General features: G+C 57.3%; 17 protein-coding genes and 1 pseudogene. 10 read left to right on the top strand and 8 right to left on the bottom strand.

Going from position 1 to position 20,014, the window contains the following annotated elements; translation table 11 throughout:
• Positions 1-990 precede the first annotated feature (990 nt).
• Together KHO33_RS23910 and KHO33_RS23905 are read left to right on the top strand one after the other, a co-directional pair.
• Positions 991-1,455, top strand: a complete 465-nt coding sequence (locus tag KHO33_RS23910; protein ID WP_200565436.1) for a hypothetical protein — start codon at positions 991-993, stop codon at positions 1,453-1,455.
• 9 nt (positions 1,456-1,464) lie between these two features.
• Complete coding sequence (locus tag KHO33_RS23905) at positions 1,465-2,157, top strand: nucleotide-binding protein (protein WP_200565437.1); 693 nt, start codon at positions 1,465-1,467, stop codon at positions 2,155-2,157.
• Positions 2,158-2,776: 619 nt separating this feature from the next.
• On the opposite strand, the pseudogene KHO33_RS42970 reads toward KHO33_RS23905, so the two are convergent.
• Both KHO33_RS42970 and KHO33_RS23895 read right to left on the bottom strand, forming a co-directional pair.
• Positions 2,777-3,073: pseudogene (locus KHO33_RS42970) on the bottom strand (DUF932 domain-containing protein); the annotation flags it as partial.
• A gap of 290 nt (positions 3,074-3,363) precedes the next feature.
• Positions 3,364-4,365 carry a bestrophin family protein gene (locus tag KHO33_RS23895; protein ID WP_200565439.1) on the bottom strand — a complete coding sequence of 334 codons (1,002 nt, stop codon included), beginning with the start codon at positions 4,363-4,365 and terminating at the stop codon, positions 3,364-3,366.
• Between the two features lie 419 nt (positions 4,366-4,784).
• On the opposite strand from KHO33_RS23895, the gene KHO33_RS23890 reads away from it, so the two are divergent.
• From KHO33_RS23890 to KHO33_RS23880, 3 genes are all read left to right on the top strand, one after another.
• Positions 4,785-5,666 carry an RNA polymerase sigma-70 factor gene (locus KHO33_RS23890; RefSeq protein WP_200565440.1) on the top strand — a complete coding sequence of 294 codons (882 nt, stop codon included), beginning with the start codon at positions 4,785-4,787 and terminating at the stop codon, positions 5,664-5,666.
• A 178-nt stretch (positions 5,667-5,844) separates the two neighbouring features.
• Positions 5,845-6,324 (top strand): carboxymuconolactone decarboxylase family protein, encoded by a 480-nt coding sequence (locus KHO33_RS23885; RefSeq protein ID WP_200565441.1) that lies wholly within the window; start codon positions 5,845-5,847, stop codon positions 6,322-6,324.
• 71 nt (positions 6,325-6,395) lie between these two features.
• Positions 6,396-6,803, top strand: coding sequence for a cupin domain-containing protein (locus KHO33_RS23880; RefSeq protein WP_200565442.1), 408 nt, complete (start codon positions 6,396-6,398; stop codon positions 6,801-6,803).
• A 202-nt stretch (positions 6,804-7,005) separates the two neighbouring features.
• On the opposite strand, the gene pdxR is transcribed toward KHO33_RS23880, so the two are convergent.
• Positions 7,006-8,472: a MocR-like pyridoxine biosynthesis transcription factor PdxR gene (pdxR, locus tag KHO33_RS23875; RefSeq protein WP_236074695.1), complete on the bottom strand. Its 1,467-nt coding sequence runs from the start codon at positions 8,470-8,472 to the stop codon at positions 7,006-7,008.
• Positions 8,473-8,841: 369 nt separating this feature from the next.
• On the opposite strand from pdxR, the gene KHO33_RS23870 reads away from it, so the two are divergent.
• Positions 8,842-9,651 (top strand): hypothetical protein, encoded by an 810-nt coding sequence (locus tag KHO33_RS23870; RefSeq protein WP_200565444.1) that lies wholly within the window; start codon positions 8,842-8,844, stop codon positions 9,649-9,651.
• Between the two features lie 11 nt (positions 9,652-9,662).
• Positions 9,663-10,898, top strand: a complete 1,236-nt coding sequence (gene flgE / locus KHO33_RS23865) for a flagellar hook protein FlgE (RefSeq protein ID WP_200565445.1) — start codon at positions 9,663-9,665, stop codon at positions 10,896-10,898.
• A 189-nt stretch (positions 10,899-11,087) separates the two neighbouring features.
• Here the strand turns inward: flgE and KHO33_RS23860 are convergent, their stop codons facing one another.
• The 4 genes from KHO33_RS23860 to KHO33_RS23845 all read right to left on the bottom strand — a co-directional run bounded on the left by KHO33_RS23860 (position 11,088) and on the right by KHO33_RS23845 (position 13,969).
• The gene (locus KHO33_RS23860) at positions 11,088-11,762 is read right to left on the bottom strand and encodes a DedA family protein (RefSeq protein ID WP_200565446.1); all 675 of its coding nucleotides are present in this window, start codon (positions 11,760-11,762) and stop codon (positions 11,088-11,090) included.
• A 392-nt stretch (positions 11,763-12,154) separates the two neighbouring features.
• The gene (locus KHO33_RS23855; protein ID WP_200565447.1) at positions 12,155-13,027 is read right to left on the bottom strand and encodes a hypothetical protein; all 873 of its coding nucleotides are present in this window, start codon (positions 13,025-13,027) and stop codon (positions 12,155-12,157) included.
• 9 nt (positions 13,028-13,036) lie between these two features.
• Positions 13,037-13,180, bottom strand: a complete 144-nt coding sequence (locus KHO33_RS23850; RefSeq protein ID WP_200565448.1) for a hypothetical protein — start codon at positions 13,178-13,180, stop codon at positions 13,037-13,039.
• Positions 13,181-13,213: 33 nt separating this feature from the next.
• Positions 13,214-13,969, bottom strand: coding sequence for an SDR family oxidoreductase (locus KHO33_RS23845; protein ID WP_200565449.1), 756 nt, complete (start codon positions 13,967-13,969; stop codon positions 13,214-13,216).
• 814 nt (positions 13,970-14,783) lie between these two features.
• Between KHO33_RS23845 and KHO33_RS23840 the strand changes: the two genes are divergently transcribed.
• Positions 14,784-15,992, top strand: a complete 1,209-nt coding sequence (locus KHO33_RS23840) for an NAD(P)/FAD-dependent oxidoreductase (RefSeq protein WP_200565450.1) — start codon at positions 14,784-14,786, stop codon at positions 15,990-15,992.
• 116 nt (positions 15,993-16,108) lie between these two features.
• Here KHO33_RS23840 and KHO33_RS23835 read toward each other — a convergent pair whose 3' ends face one another.
• Positions 16,109-16,609, bottom strand: a complete 501-nt coding sequence (locus tag KHO33_RS23835) for an Ohr family peroxiredoxin (protein WP_097389801.1) — start codon at positions 16,607-16,609, stop codon at positions 16,109-16,111.
• A gap of 862 nt (positions 16,610-17,471) precedes the next feature.
• On the opposite strand from KHO33_RS23835, the gene KHO33_RS23830 reads away from it, so the two are divergent.
• Both KHO33_RS23830 and KHO33_RS23825 read left to right on the top strand, forming a co-directional pair.
• Entirely contained in the window at positions 17,472-18,497 is a 1,026-nt protein-coding gene (locus tag KHO33_RS23830) for a LysR family transcriptional regulator (protein WP_200565451.1), read from the top strand.
• Between the two features lie 995 nt (positions 18,498-19,492).
• Positions 19,493-19,993 carry a lecithin retinol acyltransferase family protein gene (locus KHO33_RS23825; protein WP_200565452.1) on the top strand — a complete coding sequence of 167 codons (501 nt, stop codon included), beginning with the start codon at positions 19,493-19,495 and terminating at the stop codon, positions 19,991-19,993.
• The last annotated feature ends 21 nt before the right edge of the window (positions 19,994-20,014 follow it).

Here is a 20,014-nt window from a genome sequence, read left to right as displayed (position 1 = left end):
GGACGCTATAACTATGCGCAGATGGTATCGGTCCGAATCCTCACCGGATCTGGGCCGGTACCGTGGATCTCGTGGCATGTGTGCATAGTTGCGACCTGCGCATAGGGGTCGATTTCAGCCTATCAAAGCCGTGCAGACGGTGAGCCATCTGCACGGCTGCGATCACAACGCTCGATGTTCGCGTCGCCGATCTGATCGCTAGCAATTACCAAAATACGCATCTGGATCCCGGTTGACGCGGGAGCGCTTGTTGATATGCGCAAGGTCAGTGGGGCGGCGACCATGTCTACCTAGTTCAGGTACGTTGCACATGGCGCCCAAAACCGGCGGTAGCCTATCCTGCCATCCCTCGTTTTATGTTTATTTTTGAACCAAATGTTAGTCCCGTGCATGCAATGTACAAGCCGTGTGCGACGAACCTTGACTCCCGTGAAATCGCCATGCGTAGTGCGCGCAACGCGGTGATACAAAAATCGAGCGCCGAATGAGCATGACCGGTTGATCCCGAGTGCGTTGGGCGTAGCGGCGTGGAAAGGGCCGTCAGTGCGCGAGAAGCGGAAAATGCACCTGACACACTATCTCGTGTCGATCAGGCGATGCTCGCGTACCACCGCTGTTGCATGGGTGTGATCTTGTGTTCGAGTCGGGGGAGCATGCGTGGAGACGGTGTGCTAACGGCAGTTCAAGATCAGTGAACATCGCGCTCACGTGTCTGTGCTCTGATGAGCGTTCTGGCTGTCCACCTATGTTGCTCGACAAGCACGTGATTTTCCGTGCTGATGAGTCCGTTTGTTCGCTTGATGAAGCATGTTGAATTCCATGTGCACTGAGGGGAATTCGAGCGACCGAATAAAAAATATTTTTCTGTTCCCCTACGTTCTTCAGCATTCCGGTGTATTCCACCAGTCTCGATGACCGGCAGGAACTGGTATTGACGATGAGTCAATGCCTACGCAAGATGCGTGTGAAAGAGTTGCATCGGAGCGAATCATGCCGGTTGTTCGGAGTTTCACGCGAGGGCAATGGGAGGCACTTGGACGCAGACTGGGTGCGCTCCCGGAAAAGGGCAAAGATGAACAGCACCTCAAGGTGGGAGACGGCGTTAAATCCATTCGGACGCAAATTGGAGCGGCGAGGGAGAAGGGCTACACGCTGAATGAATTGATAGAGCAGGCAGCGCAGGAAGGCATCGACGTGAATCTCAATTCCCTGAGATATGCGATGCGCCGCGCCGAGGGAAAGGGGCGAATTCGCAGGGAAAGCAAGGACGCAGTGCGCGATCACCCCGCAGGGCCGGCACGGAGCAGGAAACCGGCTCAGAAAAATGCGGTACGCGATAAGCCGCTACGTGCCGGAACACAACAGAAAGGGGATGGGGGAGTAACCAGGTCGGGGCTCACGCAGGTACAGGGCTACCTCGGATTTCCGATCAGTCCAGATACCGAAAATCTTTAGAGGTATGAGATGGCGACGAAAAATCCCCCCATCTATATGGTCGGTGGCAGCAAGGGCGGCGTTGGCAAGAGCTTCGTTACGCTGGCCCTGGTTGACTACCTGCGACGCGTGGATGTCAATGTCGTGCTGGTCGAGACGGATACGGCGAATCCCGATGTCATGAAGGCCGTTCACGACGAAATCGAATGCGCGTCCTGTGATCTGGACGACGTAAGTGGCTGGATCGATTTCGTTAATTTTTGCGATACGCACCGGGATGCGGCGGTCATCGTTAACACGGCGGCGCGGAGCCAGACGGGAGTCGCGCAATACGGCGGAACGCTCGCCAGTGCGCTGGACGATCTGGCGCGGTGTCTTGTCGTGCTGTGGGTCATCAACCGGCAACGCGATAGCCTGGAGCTGCTCCTCAGGTTTGGTGCGACGTTCCCGGATGCGGTTACACACGTTGTGCGCAACGGCTATTTCGGCGCGCCGGAAAAGTTCGCCCTGTACCGGGAATCAAATCTGCGCAAGGCCATTGAGGCGCAGGGTCAGTCGCTGGACTTTCCCGATCTCGCTGATCGTGTTGCCGACGAACTTCGTAGCAAGCGCCTGTCGATACGCAAGGCAGCAGAGATGATGCATATAGGGGAGCGTGCCGAATTGCTGCGCTGGCGCGCATTGTTCACCACGATGTTTGCCAGGATGGCGGTCGATGCGTAACCGGCAGACGAGACAACCGGATGCAATCGGCCGACTGTTTCTCGACGTCACGGGTGAATTACCCGACGAGGCCAGTCTCCTCCGTATGCGCCGGGTTTCCTGCGCGCTGAATCTCTGGGACAACGATGCGCTGTGGTCGATGATCGCCGTGCTTGAATACTATGCGCGGCTTTACGAAGCGATGCCCGACCGCATCCGGCGTGCGGGCGATGGCAGTTTCGACACATTGCGCCGGGAAGCGGAGGCGGCGACTGATGCCCTGATGCGCCAGCATCGTGATGCGCTCGAGCGCTGCAAGGCGACGATCCAGCTGGCCGAGGAGATGATTCGTGAGCACGAAGCAGGATATCGAACCGCACTCGCACAACTCAACGAGGCATCGATTGTTGTGCTGGCCGACCGGATGGCCAATCGGGTCGCAGGGATCGCCAGTAACCGGTTTGTCGGTGCGGCAGCGCTGGCGGCGCGTGAGCAGCGAGAACGGATGGATTCAGCGGCCGGCCAATTCGAACAAGCGATAGCCGGGGCGGCCGTACGGGTTGAGGCTGGCGTAGGCAGGGTCGAGCAACGATTTGCCCGCACGCTGCGTAGCCTGTTGGCATTCCTCTCCGTGAGGCGGTTACGCCTTCATGTGGCGCATGGCGTCAGCGAGCATCCACAGCGCGCGGTTGAGGACCGTCCACAGGTCGTCGCAGCGATCCTCAAAGCGGCGCGGAGAGAGCAACTGGTTCCCGGCAATCGGCGCAGGGGCGGTCGTGTCGGTCGGATCGTAACGCAGGGCGAGCGCGGAGCGGGCAAAAACGGTTTGCTCGTCGCGGTTTAGCGTGACGGCTCGCTTGCCTTCCTTCTGCTCGCGGATCAGGTCAAAGCCTTCAAGCACGTCGAATGCGTCGTCGATCACGTTCTGCACGATGTTGACGGGCCGCGTGAAACTTTAGTCGGTATTCGGTTGCCAAAGAACAAGTGGTCGCTCGGTTAGCCCGCGCCACGCCTGGATCGCAACGACCTTGATTTACCTTCAGAGCGACGAGGTCAAACGCGCTTGCCAGATGAATCAGGCATTCGCCGCACTAAAGCCCCGGAGCGCTCGTCAGACGGAAGCGCCGACGCCTTGGTGCTTTATTTTCCGAATTCTGAAGCGCACCCTGTCAGCCAAAATGCGACGAAACTGCAATGGTTTGATACCAGTCAAAGACACTGGACTCTCTATAGCGCAATGATTGTCTGGCTCGATGGATCGTCCGCATGTTCTCCGAGCATTTCTTTCAGGTCACGCTCAATGATGCTACACAACGTTGAAATGGGAACATCATTTGCGCCGCCTTCAAACGGATTCTCCGTGCTTTCCCCAACCTGTTCGAGCGACGTGTACATCCACGATACTGCGACACTGCATGGCACCACCAGCCATACCATGTTGCCATGCATGAAGCCGCTCACTCCATCATTCAGCTTATCGAATTCGTGAAGCAGCCCGAATGGGAAAAGCAAACAGAAGAACCTCACGAATAGCGAACTGACCGTTGCATATTGACGTGGATAGGGAAAATTCTTGAAACGTTCCGATCTCGACTGGAGATCAATGAAATCACCCACAGCCCTTTGAAGCTCCATGTAGAAGCTTGAATTCAGGTGCCCCGCAATGTGAAGCATCTTGAGCGAAGCGGCTTGCAGGCTCAGCACGAATGTAGCGATAGAAGTGGAGGAAAGCGCTTGCGTTGTTTCCGAGGGAGACAAATATTCCGGCAATAATTCGCTAATGTCTCTTTCCCACTCCGGCACACGATAGAACCGACGATATTCGGCGTTGGAACGCTTGCTCGTGCTTTCCCAGATACGGGGTCGACGTAGCTCATACCGCAGCGCGGTCAGCCAAGCAAGATGTCGATACACCAGTTTTCGGGAAATGTCTTCGTCTTTGACAAGATCGCGTGCGATTTGACCCCAGCGGCGGCTTCTGCTCAATATGTCAATCCAGATGTCGAGGGCGTCCATTGCCCTGTTGTATGTCTGAACGTTTTTGAAGCCAACGATAAACGACGTCGCGGTTCCGAGCAAAACCACAATCGTCAGAGGTACCGACAGCCATGTAAGAGCAAAAAACTTGTACAGAACGACCGGTACAGAACCGCAAACGAGAAGTCCGTAGATTTGTCGTCGAGTCCAGATCAAAAACTCCACTAGCTTATAGGATTTTCCTAGGTGCATTTTGTGTCTCAGACTACCGCAGGTGAGTAACGAAAAAGGACGCGGACAACGTGCGCACCCAGCGCCAAGTTCCACGCCCAATTGACACCGGCCGGGCCGCTCCTCCCCTAAGACGTTGCACGCTCGGCTTCTGTGACATATGACCGAAAAATCTTCCGTCAGACTTCATGCTAAACGATTGACTCAAGTTGTGATTGTTGTTCTTCAGGCAACACGGAAGCGTCCGTTTTTGGTCTTCTGTTGAGGACAAGACATGCATATGATGACGGCTAGGTTCGATTCCGGCGCCGCATTATGCTCGGACCATCCGGCCAACGACGTCTCACACGGCGATCTCAATTCCATGCGTGGCAATATCCTGGTGTCAGAGAGTTGTCGGACTGGCGCTCATGTATTCACACGGCTGGAGAAATCTGTTCATGAACGACGATGCGCATGCATTCAATGGGCTTCGCCCTCGGCTACACAAGATTGCGTATCGGATGCTGGGGTCCATTGCCGAGGCCGAAGATATCGTGCAGGACGTCTGGCTGCGCTGGCATGCTGCGCCGCGGGAGGCCATCGATAATGTTGAAGCGTGGCTCGTCGCAGTCGCGACGCGCCTGTGCATCGACCGTCTTCGTGCGGCAAAAATTCAACGTGAACATTACTCGGGTATATGGTTGCCAGAACCTGAAATGACCGACCCGTCTGCTACGCCAGAAGGGGTCAGGGAACGCGCCGACGACGTCTCCGTGGCATTTCTGATGGTGCTTGAGCGGCTTACGCCGGAAGCACGTGCTGCGTTCCTGCTGCGCGAGGTCTTCGACGCGGACTATGACGAAGTTGCCGAAACCATCGGCAAGACGGAGGCCGCGTGCCGCCAACTGGTCAGCCGTGCCAAAGCGCAACTACGGGATGAACGTCCACGCTATGCCGTGCCTCGCGAAACCCATCGCCGCCTGCTGCAGACCTTCGCGCAGGCGCTGGAGCGCGGCGATTTCACTGCGATCAATACCTTGCTGGCCGAAGACGCGATGCTGATCGGCGACGGCGGCGGCAAGGTGCCGAGCTTCCCAAAGCCGATGGTTGGCGGCCGGCGCATCGCACAGCTTTTCTACGCTGCTTGCCGGCGCTACGGCAGCGAACTCAGCATCAAGCTCGTGATGCTCAACGGTCAATGGGCGCTGATACGATTTGTCGAAGGCAAGCTCGAATCGGCGCAGTCGTTCGAAACAGATGGCGCGCGCATCGTCCGTATTCTCGTGCAGCGCAATCCCGACAAGCTGGCACGTATCGCCGCGGCACACTGCAACACCTGAACGCTGCTATTTCTCCGGCCTGCCTGCGCTAGCTTGCGTTTGATTGGTGCCAAAGGGACAACACCGTGAGCCCGTTTGCAGGTCTACCGCGCTACGCCACGTCGGCCTACGATGACTTCGTGCGGCGCATTGCCGCTAACGACATCCGCCAAGCGCGAGTGTTCACCAGGAGAAGTCCATGACACAGCGTATCAACTACATTCAGCAATCGCCGGAGCTGTTCAAGAAATTCCTTGAATTCAGCAATCAACTGAAGGACAGCGCAATCGAACAATCGATCCGCGATCTCGTTTCGATCCGCGCGTCGCAGATCAATGGCTGTGGCTTTTGCGTCGATATGCACGTAAAGGAAGCACGCTTGCATGGCGAGCGTGAACTGCGCCTCCATCATCTGGCGATCTGGCGCGAATCGACGCTCTTCGCGCCGCGCGAGCGCGCGGCACTCGCGTGGACCGAAGCGTTGACCAAGCTTTCCGAGCCTGGCGTGCCCGACGATATCTACGAACAAGTACGTACTCAGTTCTCCGAGAAGGAACTGTCTGACCTGACGTACGAAGTAATGTCCATCAACGCCTGGAACCGCGCGAACGTCGCGTTCAGGACCGTGCCGGGTTCGGCCGACAAGGCATTCGGCCTCGACAAAGCGAACCTCGCCTGAACCGTCTGGTTCTTCCATTCCTTTCCACCTTCGTCCCGCATTTGCGGGACGCGTTATTTCGCAGGCACACCATGTTTCCACTCAAGAACACCGCGATCGCAATGCTCGTTGTCGCGAGCGCGCATATCGGCGTGGTTTGTGCGGCGGCTCCCGAAGCCGTCGTGACACCGCTGATGACAAAGCCGCTCGACGACTATCCCGGCAAGGAAGCGCTGATGATCACCGTGACCTATCCACCGGGTTCTGTCGATCCAGTTCATCGGCATTACGCGGACGCCTTCGTCTATGTGCTGGAGGGATCGATCGTGATGCAGGTCAAGGGCGGTAAGGAAGTCACGCTCACGCCTGGGCAGACCTTTTATGAAGGTCCGAACGACGTACATACCGTCGGGCGCAACGCGAGCCAGACCCAACCCGCGAAGTTCATCGTGCTTCTTCTGAAGGACAAGGGCGCGCCTGTTCTCGTGCCGGAGAAGTAAGCACGTTCGTGTGGCGACGCTCCGATTTTGCCCGTTTGGCTTGCCGGCGGCATCAGTGTTTGCGTCGTCGGGGGCCGATTCCGGTGTCGGCGGATCTGCGCAGCGAAAGCGGGCCCAGATGCATCCGCGACAGAGAAATAGAAGCATTCAGACGTTGCCATACGTGGCGGCAACATGCGCCAGTTTGCCTCGGTTGAGCTGCTCATGTGCTCTCACGTAAGGCCGCGGCCATGCGTTGCGCTGCCCGATCCATTTCATCCTCATTGAAGGGCGCGAAGCCCATCACCAGACCTTGGCCCACGCTATGGCGCCGAGTGTATCGGCCCAACGGCGCAGCGTCGACACCGACCGACTTCAATCGTCGAAGGGCAGTGCGCTCGTCCAGCTGCGACAGGCGGCCCACGACGTCCAGACCCGCGGAAGCCAATGGGACGTCGATCAAGCCCTGCCAGTGTTTCAGTGCCGCGTGTTCGAACGCCTGTGCGCGAGTCGCATAGATCTTTCTGGTGCGACGCACGTGCTTATCGAAATGTCCGTCGCCGAAAAAATCTGCCATGACGGCCTGTGTCAAACCGCTAGCACTTCGGTCAGTGACTGACGTCGCTCGGATAAACGGCTCGACGAGACGCGGGGGTAGAACGACAAAGGCAAGTCGTAGCGAGGGAAACATCAGCTTACTGAATGTTCCCGCCAATACGACGCGGGAATCGGCACCCGGCAGGCTGCGGAGCGCTGGAAGTGGTCTTGAGTGAAAGCAGTACTCGCTGTCGTAGTCGTCCTCGAAAATGATAGCTTCGCTCGAAGCCGCCCAGCGAAGCAAGGCAGAGCGCCGTTCTGCAGACAACGGCATGCCCAGCGGAACCTGTCGCGACGGGGTGACATAGGCGAGGACAGCTGATGGCGCCATGTGTATGCCCTCCTGCACGCGAAGGCCGTCCCGGTCAACGGGCACATCAACCACTCGAGCGCCGCTCGCGTGCATGATCTGACGCGCTCCCATATATCCGGGGTCCTCCATCCAGACGGAATCCCCAGGCTTGCTCAGCAGGCGCATGCAAAGGTCGAGAGCCTGTTGCACACCGCCCACAATGACGATCTGGTCCGGCGACACTCTCACTGCGCGCGCGATCGCCAGATGTTCCGCGATGGCGAATCGCAACGCGGGCAACCCGCCAGGATTGGTGTCATTGAGCGTAAGCAGGCGCGAGGGGCGCAATTGCCGTACATGAAGCTGCCGCCATAGATCGACTGGAAACAGGCGAATGTCGCCACGGTGCGGAAAGAATGGCTGCGGTAGTGAGTTCGCTCCTGAGAGCGGAAACGGGGGTTCATGTTCCGTGAGCCGTCTGATCCATGGGGCGTGTAGTTCTTCTGCCGGCTCGTGATCGGCGACAGTTGGCCGCGGAGCCACAGCTTTAGACGTAAAGGTGTGATCGGGCAAAGCGGTGCTTACCCGCGTGCCACTTCCGGTACGGGCGACCAGATAACCTTCCGACAGCAATTGTTCGTACGCTCCGGCGACTGTACCCCGGGCAAGACCGTACTGTTGCGCGAGTGTGCGCGTACCGGGGAGGAGACCGCCTTGGGGCAAGCGGCCAGTGACGATCGCCTGGCTTAGTTCCTTGTATAACCACTGCTGCAAACTTTCGCTTGCATTGGGTGCTCCCAAAGGAAGAGACCATACGACGGTGGATCGCTCGCGTCTGCGCCTTCCCGTTGGAGCGTCACATCTACCGGTCATGAAGTTGGAATCTATCGCTTAGGTTAGGGCAAGAATGGAACCGGATGCAGATGCCAACTGCACACACTTGCTTCCAAGACGTCCTAAGCGCGGAAATTGTGACATCCAGACTCGCGGTACAGAGGGAAATTTCGTGAGAGGAACTCCCGTGAGCAGACGGGAAAAGTGGCTCATCGCACCAATCCAAAACTGGCCCATTACACGTGAGCCCTTTGGCCGCAATATCTGCGGCATCCACTCGCTGCCTTCGACTTGACCGGACGTAGTCAGCAGGTCGATCTATACGCCGTTGTAAAGATGAATGTTCGTCCACTCCACACGCCGTTCTTCTTTTGCGATACGGAGTTCATGATGTGCGCACGATCGCCGTCGCAAGCAACGATTGCCTGTTATTCCAGCCTCGCCAACGAGTCCCGAGAAGTGACACGTATTGCAACCCCGAAAATTGCCGCGTCATTCACGCACCGCGACCACGCTCGAAACCATATTCAAGGCGGCGATGTAAATATTGGTCGTGGAAGGCTTGCAACTGACGAGCCCCAGACACGCGCTCCCGACGTGGAGCCGAAAATCAGAGCATCGTTCTTTCCGGCGCAGATGAACGAACCGGAACCGGCGCCCGCAAAGAACAAGCACTCAACCGTGCCCTTAACTACGGTTGACGGCGATCCAACTGAATTGAACGGCTTCGAGACGTGTCTCGTGTGCGTCAACGAATGGAATGTCGACTTCGCCGCTCCCTGCTTCGTGGCGCAGAGGGCTGACAGTCAGGGAATCATTGATACGTTGTCGTTGTCCGTGACAACCATGGAAGCGACCGCGTACCCCATCAAGGCAACCGCATATTTGTACAACGGAAATTCTGGTGCCTATGTCGGGTCGCTCGATCTCCGGTATTTCGGAATGCGCATGCCGCGTACGCTTGTTTTCGATGTCGCAGAGCACCGCTTACCCATATCGACACTGATTGAGGTCCGCTTCGGTATTGACGGAGGGGGAACGCCGCGGATTCCGCGGCCGCCGATCATTACCAGCGTAGCTCTTCTTCTCGGGGAACGTAAATTCCACGCGCAACAAAGCGTCCGCATCGCGATCGCCAACCCTTGAAGGAGATACTCATGAGTTACCAAACAGGTCTTAGCGGCTTATCAGCAGCGTCCACAGATCTTGATGTGATCGGCAACAATATCGCCAATGCAAATACGGTGGGGTTCAAAAGTTCGACAGCACAGTTCGCAGACATGTACGCGAACGCCGTCGCTACAGCTGCGAACAGCCAGGTGGGAATCGGCACCCGTTTGTCGACCGTTGAACAGAATTTCGCCAACGGCACGTTCACGGAAACCAACCAGCCACTCGACGTAGCCATCAACGGAAACGGCTTCTTCCAATTGTCGAATGGCGGTTCCGTGGTCTATTCGAGAAACGGCGTGTTTCATCTGGACAAGAGTGGTGCAATTGAAAACGCGCAGGGTCAACAACTCATGGGCTATTCTCCCGGACCCAACGGGAAAATGAATGCAGGCAGCGTCGGGCCGATAATCATTTCCACGGCGGACGTGCCTCCTGTAGCGACGAAATCAATTGCAGCCGCTTTCAATCTTACTTCCACCGATCCCGTCCCTTCGAAAACGCCGTTCGATCCATCCGACTCGACGACGTTCAGCTATAGTCAACCGGTGCCGATCTACGATTCGCTCGGCGGCGCTCAGACTGTATCGGTCTACTTCGTGAAAAAAGCAACGGGTTCTTATGAGGTGTACGCGACCTTGGGTTCGTCATTGACTCCAGTCGGTCCGAACCCAGCAGGCGATCTGGGAGCAATCACGTTTGACAATTCGGGCCGCCTGACTTCGCCAGGCGCTTCCAACCTTAGCTTCACCATCCCTAACGGTGCGGACGGTGGGGTCACGACGCAATCCTTGTCGCTTGATTTGACAGGTACGACCCAGTATGGCGGGAAGAACGGCGTAATCAGTTTGCAGCCAGACGGCAATAGTTCGGGGCAACTCACGTCGTTCTCCGTTGGCCCTGACGGAGTATTGACCGGCTCGTTTTCGAACGGCGCCACGCTTGCCCTTGGCCAGGTGGTGCTCGCGACGTTCAACAATCCGAATGGTCTCGTGAATCTTGGAAACAACGCGTACGCGCAGACGTCTGAATCTGGTGTTGCTCAAATTTCCACTCCCGGTTCGACCAACCATGGGGTGCTGCAAGGCGGTGAGACCGAAGACTCGAACGTGGACTTGACCGCGGAGCTTGTTCATTTGATCACGGCGCAGCGCGACTACCAGGCAAATGCACAGACGATCAAGACTCAGCAGACGGTGGATCAGACGCTCATCAATATATAGTGGATACGTCATGCCATGAGTTGATGGACGATTCGATAACGTGATGCTGACATTCTGTTTTTGCGCGAAGCCTTGTACCTTGTGCAGAGACAAGATGCAAACCTTACGAATATCGGACCAGATATGTCTGGCCTCTTCGACGCCTGAGGGACGGCGGGTGGTTTTCGTGCCGACTTGGTCTCGCGTTGATCAGCAATAGCCCGCGATGCCGGCGGTACAGAGAGGCGCGCCCGGTGGCTCTGCCATGGGGGTTCGTGTGCGAGTCCTATGAGCAAGCCACACATAGCAAGGCAGAACCACCGCGACGATGCCCAACAACCACACCTGCCACCCGGCTTGGTGAAGGTGCGCGAACAATGCGCCAAGTCGATCGGCCAACAGCGCACCCGCGAGGAGACCAGCGCATGCCCATACGCTTACGCTGGCGCAGTCGTGCAAGATAAAGGAACGTGTTTTGATCGCCATGGCTCCGCAAAGAGGAACGGCGATCAGCGAAAGCCCGGGAACAAATCGGACAATCATCAACGCACGCGCGCCACGTCGAGAAAAGAAGTACTCGAATCTGGCAATGTACGATTGCCTCGTGAACGACAGCTTGCATATCAGCTGGAGGGCGCGTTTGCCATAGTGCTTGCCGCCTTGAAACCAGAGGAAGTCGCCAAGAACACCGCCAGAAACGGCGGCGCCGAGCAGAATGACGAAGTGAAGCAGGGTACGCGCGAAGTCATATCTCGCAGTAGCGATGCTGGCACCGAGCGTCATTAGCGTCGTGATGGAAGGAAACGGCAGACCGAGCGATGAGGCAAGCACGCTGAAGAATACGATCAGCGCGCCATACCGAGAAAGCAGTTCATGGGAAAACATTGTGTTATCCTGAGAAAATGATTTCGTCGTAGTGGTAGCACTCGAACGGAAAAGACCTGCACGACGGTTATTCGTACCCTTTCCCGGTTGATTCAGAAATCGTTTGCGTTGATAGCGCGCGAAGTAAATTTGAACGCATATCGTATGCGTGTCTTGTTCGGTATAGAAGACTGCGCACTGCGGTTTTCGTGTTGCTGGAAAAGCAACAATCAGCGGGGGCTCACATGAATCTTCTGGCATGGAGTGTGATCAAAAAGGCCGCACGTGTATTTCCCGAGTGCGTCGCCCGCTGACAGGCTGGTCAAGGAACTCGTGCGACTCGCCACGTTGCGATTTGAACTCGGCGCAGCCCCGATGGCTCGCTTCGATAGTCCGATTGTGCGCATACAGGTTCAGACCGCTCCAGCCAGCCACAGCGCGACGTTGACAGAGTAGCGGTGGATGTCCCGCAGGGCTTGCTGCTCGGTCTGCATCCCGTTCCCAGGAGGCTCACTCACAAAGCTCGGACAACCAAGTCGCGTGTCCCAGTTGTAGTCGGCAAAATGATGAAAGGTACTTTGAGCGACTGCGGGACCTCCCCGGATCGAAGGTTCGAATGCGACTGCAAGATTGAAACTCTTTCCCGTTGCTTTGCTTTTGCCTCGTGCGATCACTCGAGCTGGTTCATCGTCAGGAGCGTCAACGGCGCCCTCATGGGGATGTGCTGGCAGGAACCGGATTGCGCCGCTAGGAGAATCAGGGTCCGCCAATACTGGATGTGTGGGGCCAACGATCGTGACCTCCTGAAAGTCTCCGTTTGTGCCCGAGTGAAAATTGGGCCAGGAGATGTGGGTTGAGAACGGGTCGTCGGCCACACGTCTGGATTGGTCGGGATCTAAATTGCGCGTGTGAAAGTGGTGTGCCTTGCCCACCCCGCCTAAACTGCACAGTGAACTGCCCAGATCCATGTGATCCCTGGTGACCAACAGGCCGCGACCTGCGCGTCGGAATCGCGTGATTCCCTCGCAATCTTCCGAGGTCAGACCGTCGCCTTCGTCAACGGCAAACAACCACAACTCGTCGAACCCGGTTTCATCAAGGCGAGAAAGAATTGGGTCCGGCTGCCCGAGCCGCTCGCGGTCCCGAGCAACGACATTGAACGTCACGCGCCCTTCAGAATCCTGACGTGTCCGCAGTAATTCTGCCAGGCGGCTGAATCGCGCAATCGACCAGTTGTCGCTGCAAGGCAGGATGGTCGTTTGAAGCAGGATCTGGATGGTACGCATGATGGTTAGTTAGTCGCGGCGATCAATCACGAGGCGGAACGAGCTGCTTGGTAGAGGAGGGGCACTTTGGCGTTCTCCCGACTTCGGCGCATCCGCGAGCAGGCGGCCGAACGACAGGATGGCGACAAGCTCCGGATAGAGAATGCGTTTCATGGCACCTCTATCATTCGGTTGGTGGATGCGGGATCAGGCGCCTGTCTGCGAGTGACGGAGCCATTCGTCGAATCCGATGCGGCCGAGGCGCGCATCGCCCAACGGCACGAGCGAATGCTCCTCGACCAGGCCGCCGAAATATCGGGCCTTGGGGTCTCTCACGACCTCACGCCGATCGCCGGCGGCCTTCAGATAGCGGGCGATGATTTCGTTGAACGGCACTCGTTCTGGGCCGGCGATCTCGACGATGCCGCTTCGCGGCGCCGTGAGCGCCACATCGGCAACGATCGCAGCAACGTCGTCAGCCGCGATGGGCTGGAACAGGCCTGGTGAAACCCTGATTACGTTTCCATCCGCACTTGACGCGGCGATGCCGCCGAGGAATTCCATGAACTGCGTGGAGCGGATGACGGTGTAGGGGATGCCGGAGGTCACGATCAGCTTCTCCTGCGCGACCTTGGCGCGGAAATAGCCGTTAGCGGGCGTTCGGTCGATTCCGACGATGGACAGCGCGACATGATGCCGGACGCCCGCTGCTGCCTCGGCCGCGAGAAGGTTGCGGCTGGAAGCCTCGAAGAATTCCAGCACCGCTTTGTCTTCAAATGATGGTGAATTAGCGAGGTCGATCACCACCTGCGCGCCGGCCACTGCCTCCTTGAGTCCCTCTCCGGTGATGCTGTTGATACCGCTTCCGGGCGAGGCAGCGACGACCTCGTGGCCGTTCTGGCGCAGAATGGCCACGGCCTTCGAGCCAATCAGGCCGGTGCCGCCGATGACGACGATCTTCATGGTTTGCTATCCTTTGTCGACGACTCGATACCCCAATCGGGCTCGAATGCAGGTGAGGAAAAGTCTGGGATTTTTCGCGGATGAATCGATCTGATTCGCGATATTCCCACGATCAACTCACACTTTAGGGACCGGCAATCGGGCTGCCGTGAGACCGATGACCACGGGTGGCCGGCGCGTGAGTCCAACTGTCCGTCACGGCGTTGGTTTTCGATGGACGGCCATCCTCGGTGTTGCTGGTTGGCGTGGACTCCGACAGAGCATTTTGCGGGTCGGATGTGCCCTGAGCATGCGCTACGCTCGTCTAAGCACATCGTGATCGTAGGCGAGCGGCGCCTGTTGTGGTAGACACGCAAACAGACACACGGTGTTGTCCGCTCGGCACCAGTCAAAAGCGGGCCCACGGACTTTCACCCAGTGGAAAGCGCCGCCCTTTCACTGCGCACGTCATCTACGGACAATTATCCGCACTCACGCTCGGACACTCGGACATCGGCTCCGTTTCTGGCAACGGACGTAAGCGGGGCAATTGATACCGATGCCGTTCCGTCTTGTTGATTGTTGTCGTCGAGACAACATGGTGAGTTCGCTCGCGGGGCTACTAGCCCTCGATGTCGGAGTCTACGATCTGTCCTGACGGTGCCGCGCAAGCGATGCCTGTGATGTCGCTTGTGTGCGCGGCCGCCATCGTTCTCCGAGTTCGGGAATCATACTCAGCGATCTCGACACTCGCCGCTGAATAAAGCAGGCACCCGTTGCTATGAGTTCGGTGCTTATCGTCGACTTCGTAATTTTCCAACCGAAGGCAATAATCATGTCGCAGAAAATCCTGATAGTGGGTGCCGGCTTCGCTGGAGTGTGGGGTGCACTAGGCGCGGCTCGCGTGCTCGATGGTGCAGGCGTAAGGAGCAGTGACGTTGAAATCACCTTGATCTCCCCGAAAGCGGAATTGCAGATTCGTCCGCGGCTGTACGAAAGCGAGCCGCAGCGGATGGCGGCACCGCTGCGTCCGCTGCTGGACGCCGTGGGCGTGAATTTTCTGGAAGGCAGTGTCGAAGAGATATCCGTTCATGACAGGACGGTAAGTGTCGTGTCGGCCAACGGGTCGACGCGTTCGCTCGCCTATGACCGGTTGCTGTTGACCAGTGGCAGCAGATTGAACAGGCCGCCGATTCCGGGTCTGGCGGAGTACGCATTCTCTGTCGATCGCATTGAGGACGCGGTAGCGCTCGACAACCACTTCACAGAGCTGGCGAAACTGCCGGATTCGCCAGCACGCAACACTGTTGCAGTTGTCGGATGTGGCTTTACGGGTATCGAGGTCGCAACTGAATTGCCTAAGCGAATGCGCGAGCAGTTTGGTGATGACGCGGCAGTTCGTGTAGTCGTGATCGGATCCCAGGACGATATTGGTCCCGATCTCGGCCCCAATCCTCGACCGTATGTATCTGAAGCCTTTGACTCGCTGGGCGTTGAGACGGTACTTGGATCTGGCGTGGTCTCGGTCGATGCGGACGGGGTTCGTACTGCGACGGGTACCCGTATCGAAGCCATGACCGTGATCTGGGCGGGTGGAATGCGTGCCAGCTCACTGACAGCGCAAGTTTCTTCGCATCTTGACCCACTTGGACGCGTCGAGGTGACACCTGATCTTCGCGTGGCAGAAGCACCTGAGGTATTTGTAGCGGGCGATGTTGCGCGAGCTCGGAGCGACGATGACGGCCACTATGCATTGATGTCCTGTCAACACGCTATCGTGATGGGGCAATTCGGTGGGCACAACGTAGCCGCAGATCTGATCGGTGTTCCGACACTGGAATATAGACAGCCGTTCTATGCGACTTGCCTCGACCTTGGCGAATGGGGCGCTGTTTACTCGGAAGGCTGGGATCGACAGATCAAACTGACGCATGCGGAAGGAAAGGCGCGCAAACAGATGATCAACACGCAATGGATCTATCCGCCAGCGCCGAACCGTACCGAAGCGTTGGCAGCGGGTAACCCGCAAGCTTCCCCCAGCTAACCCGTTGGCGCCGCCTAAGCTGTTGCGATGAGCGGAGTCGGTCAACCACGTGCGGCAGCGGCAATGAACGTCTTCAACAGGCAATCACACGTTGCTGCCGCTCGAGGGGCGTTGAGTCAGTCAACAACGGTCACGATATTGACAGTCCCTTGTCTGGCCATCTTTGCATACGGACACAGGCGTTCCGCGGTTCGAACCATCTCTTCCGCCACGCATCGGTCAACGCCCGGCATCCGAACCCGGAGATCGATGACCAATGCATAGCCTCCATCCATGGGATCACGACCAAACGAAACCTGCACCTCCACAGCAGTATCGTTGATCTCCATTGCGGCGCGTTTCCCGATCAGGTTTAGCGCCCCGTGAAAACACGCGGCAAAGCCCGCCGCGAACAACTGCTCGGGATTGGTCCCGTTCCCGGGTCCGCCGAACTCGGTGGGTAGCCGCAGTTCCACGACAAGATTTCCGTCATCTGAACGGGCCACGCCAGATGCGCGACCGTGTCCCGTCTCGCCGCCGGAAACGGTGACAGTCGTTGTGTACAGTGGATGAAAATCCCGGCCCCGATACCTGTCGAGGAGGGAAAGCGGGGGAGCTTGCAGCTTCTTGTCGTCCATGGTGCGGTCTCGAGTTCAGTGATGCGCGTTCCGGCTCTCAGTCGTCAATTTGTCGAAGCCTGCCTTATCAGGGCGGCCTGCACCTGCAGGAGCAAGCACGGTCTCCGGGACTTCGAGGCGTTGCATGGAACGAACGATCATATAGTAAATGGGGCGACTTCTCGCCTACCCCGATTTCTGGTTGGCGACGCGACAACGCCGCCCCCATGGTAGATGAGCGCGGATGGTAACGGTAGAGTCGTCCAGGGAGACATGATGTTTCCGGTTTGGCGCCAATCCAAATGGTCACACGAAACTGGAGCGCTTCGACACGCGCTCGTGGCGGTTGATTCCGTGTTCGCGCGCAGGCGTGTCGATGGGCGACGGATATCAAGACTGGCGGGTCTCGATCGAGCCGGGGTAGGCGTATGAAAGTTGCCTAGACCCAAACGCACCGGCTAGATGAGAGCGGCCGCGTTCAGCAATTTTTTTGCAACAGGCAAGTGCTAGACTTCTACACGCCAGACCTCCGTGTGACGGCGCCGCATGCGGAATGCGGCCGTCTCGACGGGTATTGATATTCGGGCGTCAAGCTTCTGTGGATGCACGAAGATCCGGTGAGACGGAGCGGAATAGGAAACGCCTGTAGGGAAATCCTGACAGTCCTTGATGCAGTCGCTGGTATCTGTCCAGCTGGAGGCTGAGTCCCGGACTGTAGTGCGACGGTCGTCTCGGGTTGCATTCACAGGCGTTTCCCGTCTTGCCAGGGCAGCTTCAATCACGGTCACTTCATAGCTTCAACACGATAGTCGTTGTCGGCGCCAGAACGCATGCTGGCGCCCCGGACGGCTCACCCGTTCATGTCTCAGTAGTGGGGCCATCAATGGATCAATCGGATACATCGCAGCGAGGCTTTCGCGTTGGCTTGCCCAATAGCGCTGACGCCTTGTCGACCTGTTTTGCGACGAGCTACGCAGGGATCATCGCGTTCATGGCGGTCGCGACCGAGGGAAGCTTCGCCAAAGCCGGGGAACGATTGGGGGTCGGGCGCTCGGCTGTCTGTCGAAATGTTCAGAAACTTGAAACACAGCTAAGCACTCGCCTTTTTCTCCGAACGACAAGGTCAACAAACCTGACACAAGAGGGCGAGAGGTTCTTCGAGAACTGCAACCAGGGCGTGACCCATATCGTCGAGGCAATGAACGACATGCTGGATCTCCGCCAAGGTCCACCTCGTGGTTTCCTTCGGGTCCGCTCGACAGTTGGATTTGGACGCAAAGTAATTGCTCCGCTGCTTTTCAGGTTTTCCGAGGCCTACCCCGATATCGCAGTCGACCTGCTTCTGGATGAAAGGCCAGCCGATTTCGCTGCAGAACAGATCGATGTCGCGTTTCGCGATGGGTTTATTGAGGACTCCAGCATCATTGCGAAACAGTTGATTCCAATGCAGATGGTACTCTGCGCATCCCGTTCCTATGCCGAAGAGCGGGGACTGCCATCTACGCTGGAAGATCTGGAGCAGCACGACTGTATCAACTTGAGATCCAACGGTCGCGTCTTTGAGTGGGATTTCAAGGTCGACGGCCATATGCGGAAGTATCTGCCGACCGCCAGATTGACTTTCAATGATGCAGACCTGGTATTGCAGGCAGTCCTGGAAGGTCGCGGAATCGCCCAGATGCCGGGCTATCAGATATGTGATTACATCGCGCGCAATGAACTCGTCATGGCCTTAAGGCGGTATGTGCCGGACGACCGGGGTCACTACATCTGCTATCTCTGCCGACAGAATTTGCCGTCACGCATTCGCGTGTTTGTCGATTTCATGACGGAGGAGATTCGGGCGCTCAACCCGTTTTGCCTGGGAGAATTCAATCCGGACTATTTGGAAAGCGGGCGTCAGGCGTGAAGCTATTCATGCCACCCTAGGTGGTGCGATCACAATATCGATATGCTTCGCGGTCACAAATCCTACCCACATTGCACAAAAAAATTGACGGCGATAATGACCGGCTGAGGGCTTCAATCACTTCCCTCCTCAAAGAGCCATCATGGTCGAAGAAATCGTACATATCCCGGCCCGCCCCGAAACCCTTGCGCGCCCTTCAAATACTGCGTTTAGGGCCACCGTGCTCATGTATCGTGGCGCTGCCTCAATTACAAACGTAGCCGCCTCAATTCCGTCAAGATGCCCACATGTCGAACGGACATTGCCGTCCGATGGCGCCGCTTGCCTCAGCATCCATCATTTAGTTTGCAAATCGGTCCATCAATTTGTGTGTGCACGCTCATCCGGCCAGCTTCGGCGAGCGGTACCGTGGCGGCGCCTATTGGTGTCTACGCGGCAACAGTGAGTGGTCTGATGCGTATCTACCGAGGTCGGGACTCGGCGCCTACTATTCCAACATGGCTTCGCGATTGACTCGACTGACTTGACAGGTCGTTGAGATCGTTAGTGGAGGGCGTCATGTTTCGTCTCGGACCCCTGTCGGTGTTTGTAGGCTGGATCATGCTATCCGCGGTCAGTGTCGGACTTGCAATTGCTGTCTCGTTCAGCGGCATTTTCTGAGTCAGATATCTGCTTCCCAAACGCGATCTTCCATAGCCAGCGAAGCATGAGGACTGAAAGACCCGGCTCGCAAGCGGACATCCAACTGGATCGGCAAGCCGCATGGGTGTGATTGAGGCGACCGCGCCGCTCCATCTTCCTGGCCTCCCAATTGTCGGTGGCCGGTGAATGTAAATCCACTGTGATGAAGTGGCCACTTTTCCTGAGGGGAGCCTCCTCGGAAGGACTCGTTTTGCCTTCGGTTCCGGGGAGGGGGATTGGCTCTTCGGTATGTTGATGAACGAGCTCCGCCGGTGGTACTGAACGCATCACGGATATGACATTGGTAGCTCGCCATGGAAACTCCATATGTTGATTGGCTCGCAACTTCGCCGGCGTTGACCGGCACAGAACGCGTCATAGCGGTTGGTGCCCATCTTGTCAGTGAGCGGGAAGGCTATACACACCACGGAATTTATGTCGGAAATGGGCAGGTTATTCATTATGGGGGCTTTCATCATTCCGCGAAACGACGCCCCATTGAATATATTCCATTGCACGGCTTTGCAGCAGGAAAGGGAATAAAAGTTCGGTCTGAACCAGACGCCATTTATACCGGACTTGATGCTGTGGCGAGGGCTAGATCTCGCCTCGGCGAAGACCAATACCGGTTGCTGACCAATAACTGCGAACACTTCTGCACATGGTGTGTACTAGGCGTCGGGCGGAGTGAACAGGTACGTCAGTGCTTAAGGAATCCGTGGACAGGCATCAAGACGCTCTTTGCGCTTGCGAGGACGGAATGTATGCCCCCCATGACCGCGCGAAGCCGACCCGCCGGGGCAGTCGCTGTTTAGGCTGCGCTGCGTGTCGTCGAG

Source organism: Paraburkholderia nemoris (assembly GCF_905221015.1).
GTDB lineage: Bacteria > Pseudomonadota > Gammaproteobacteria > Burkholderiales > Burkholderiaceae > Paraburkholderia > Paraburkholderia nemoris.
This window is presented reverse-complemented; position numbering and strand designations above follow the sequence as displayed.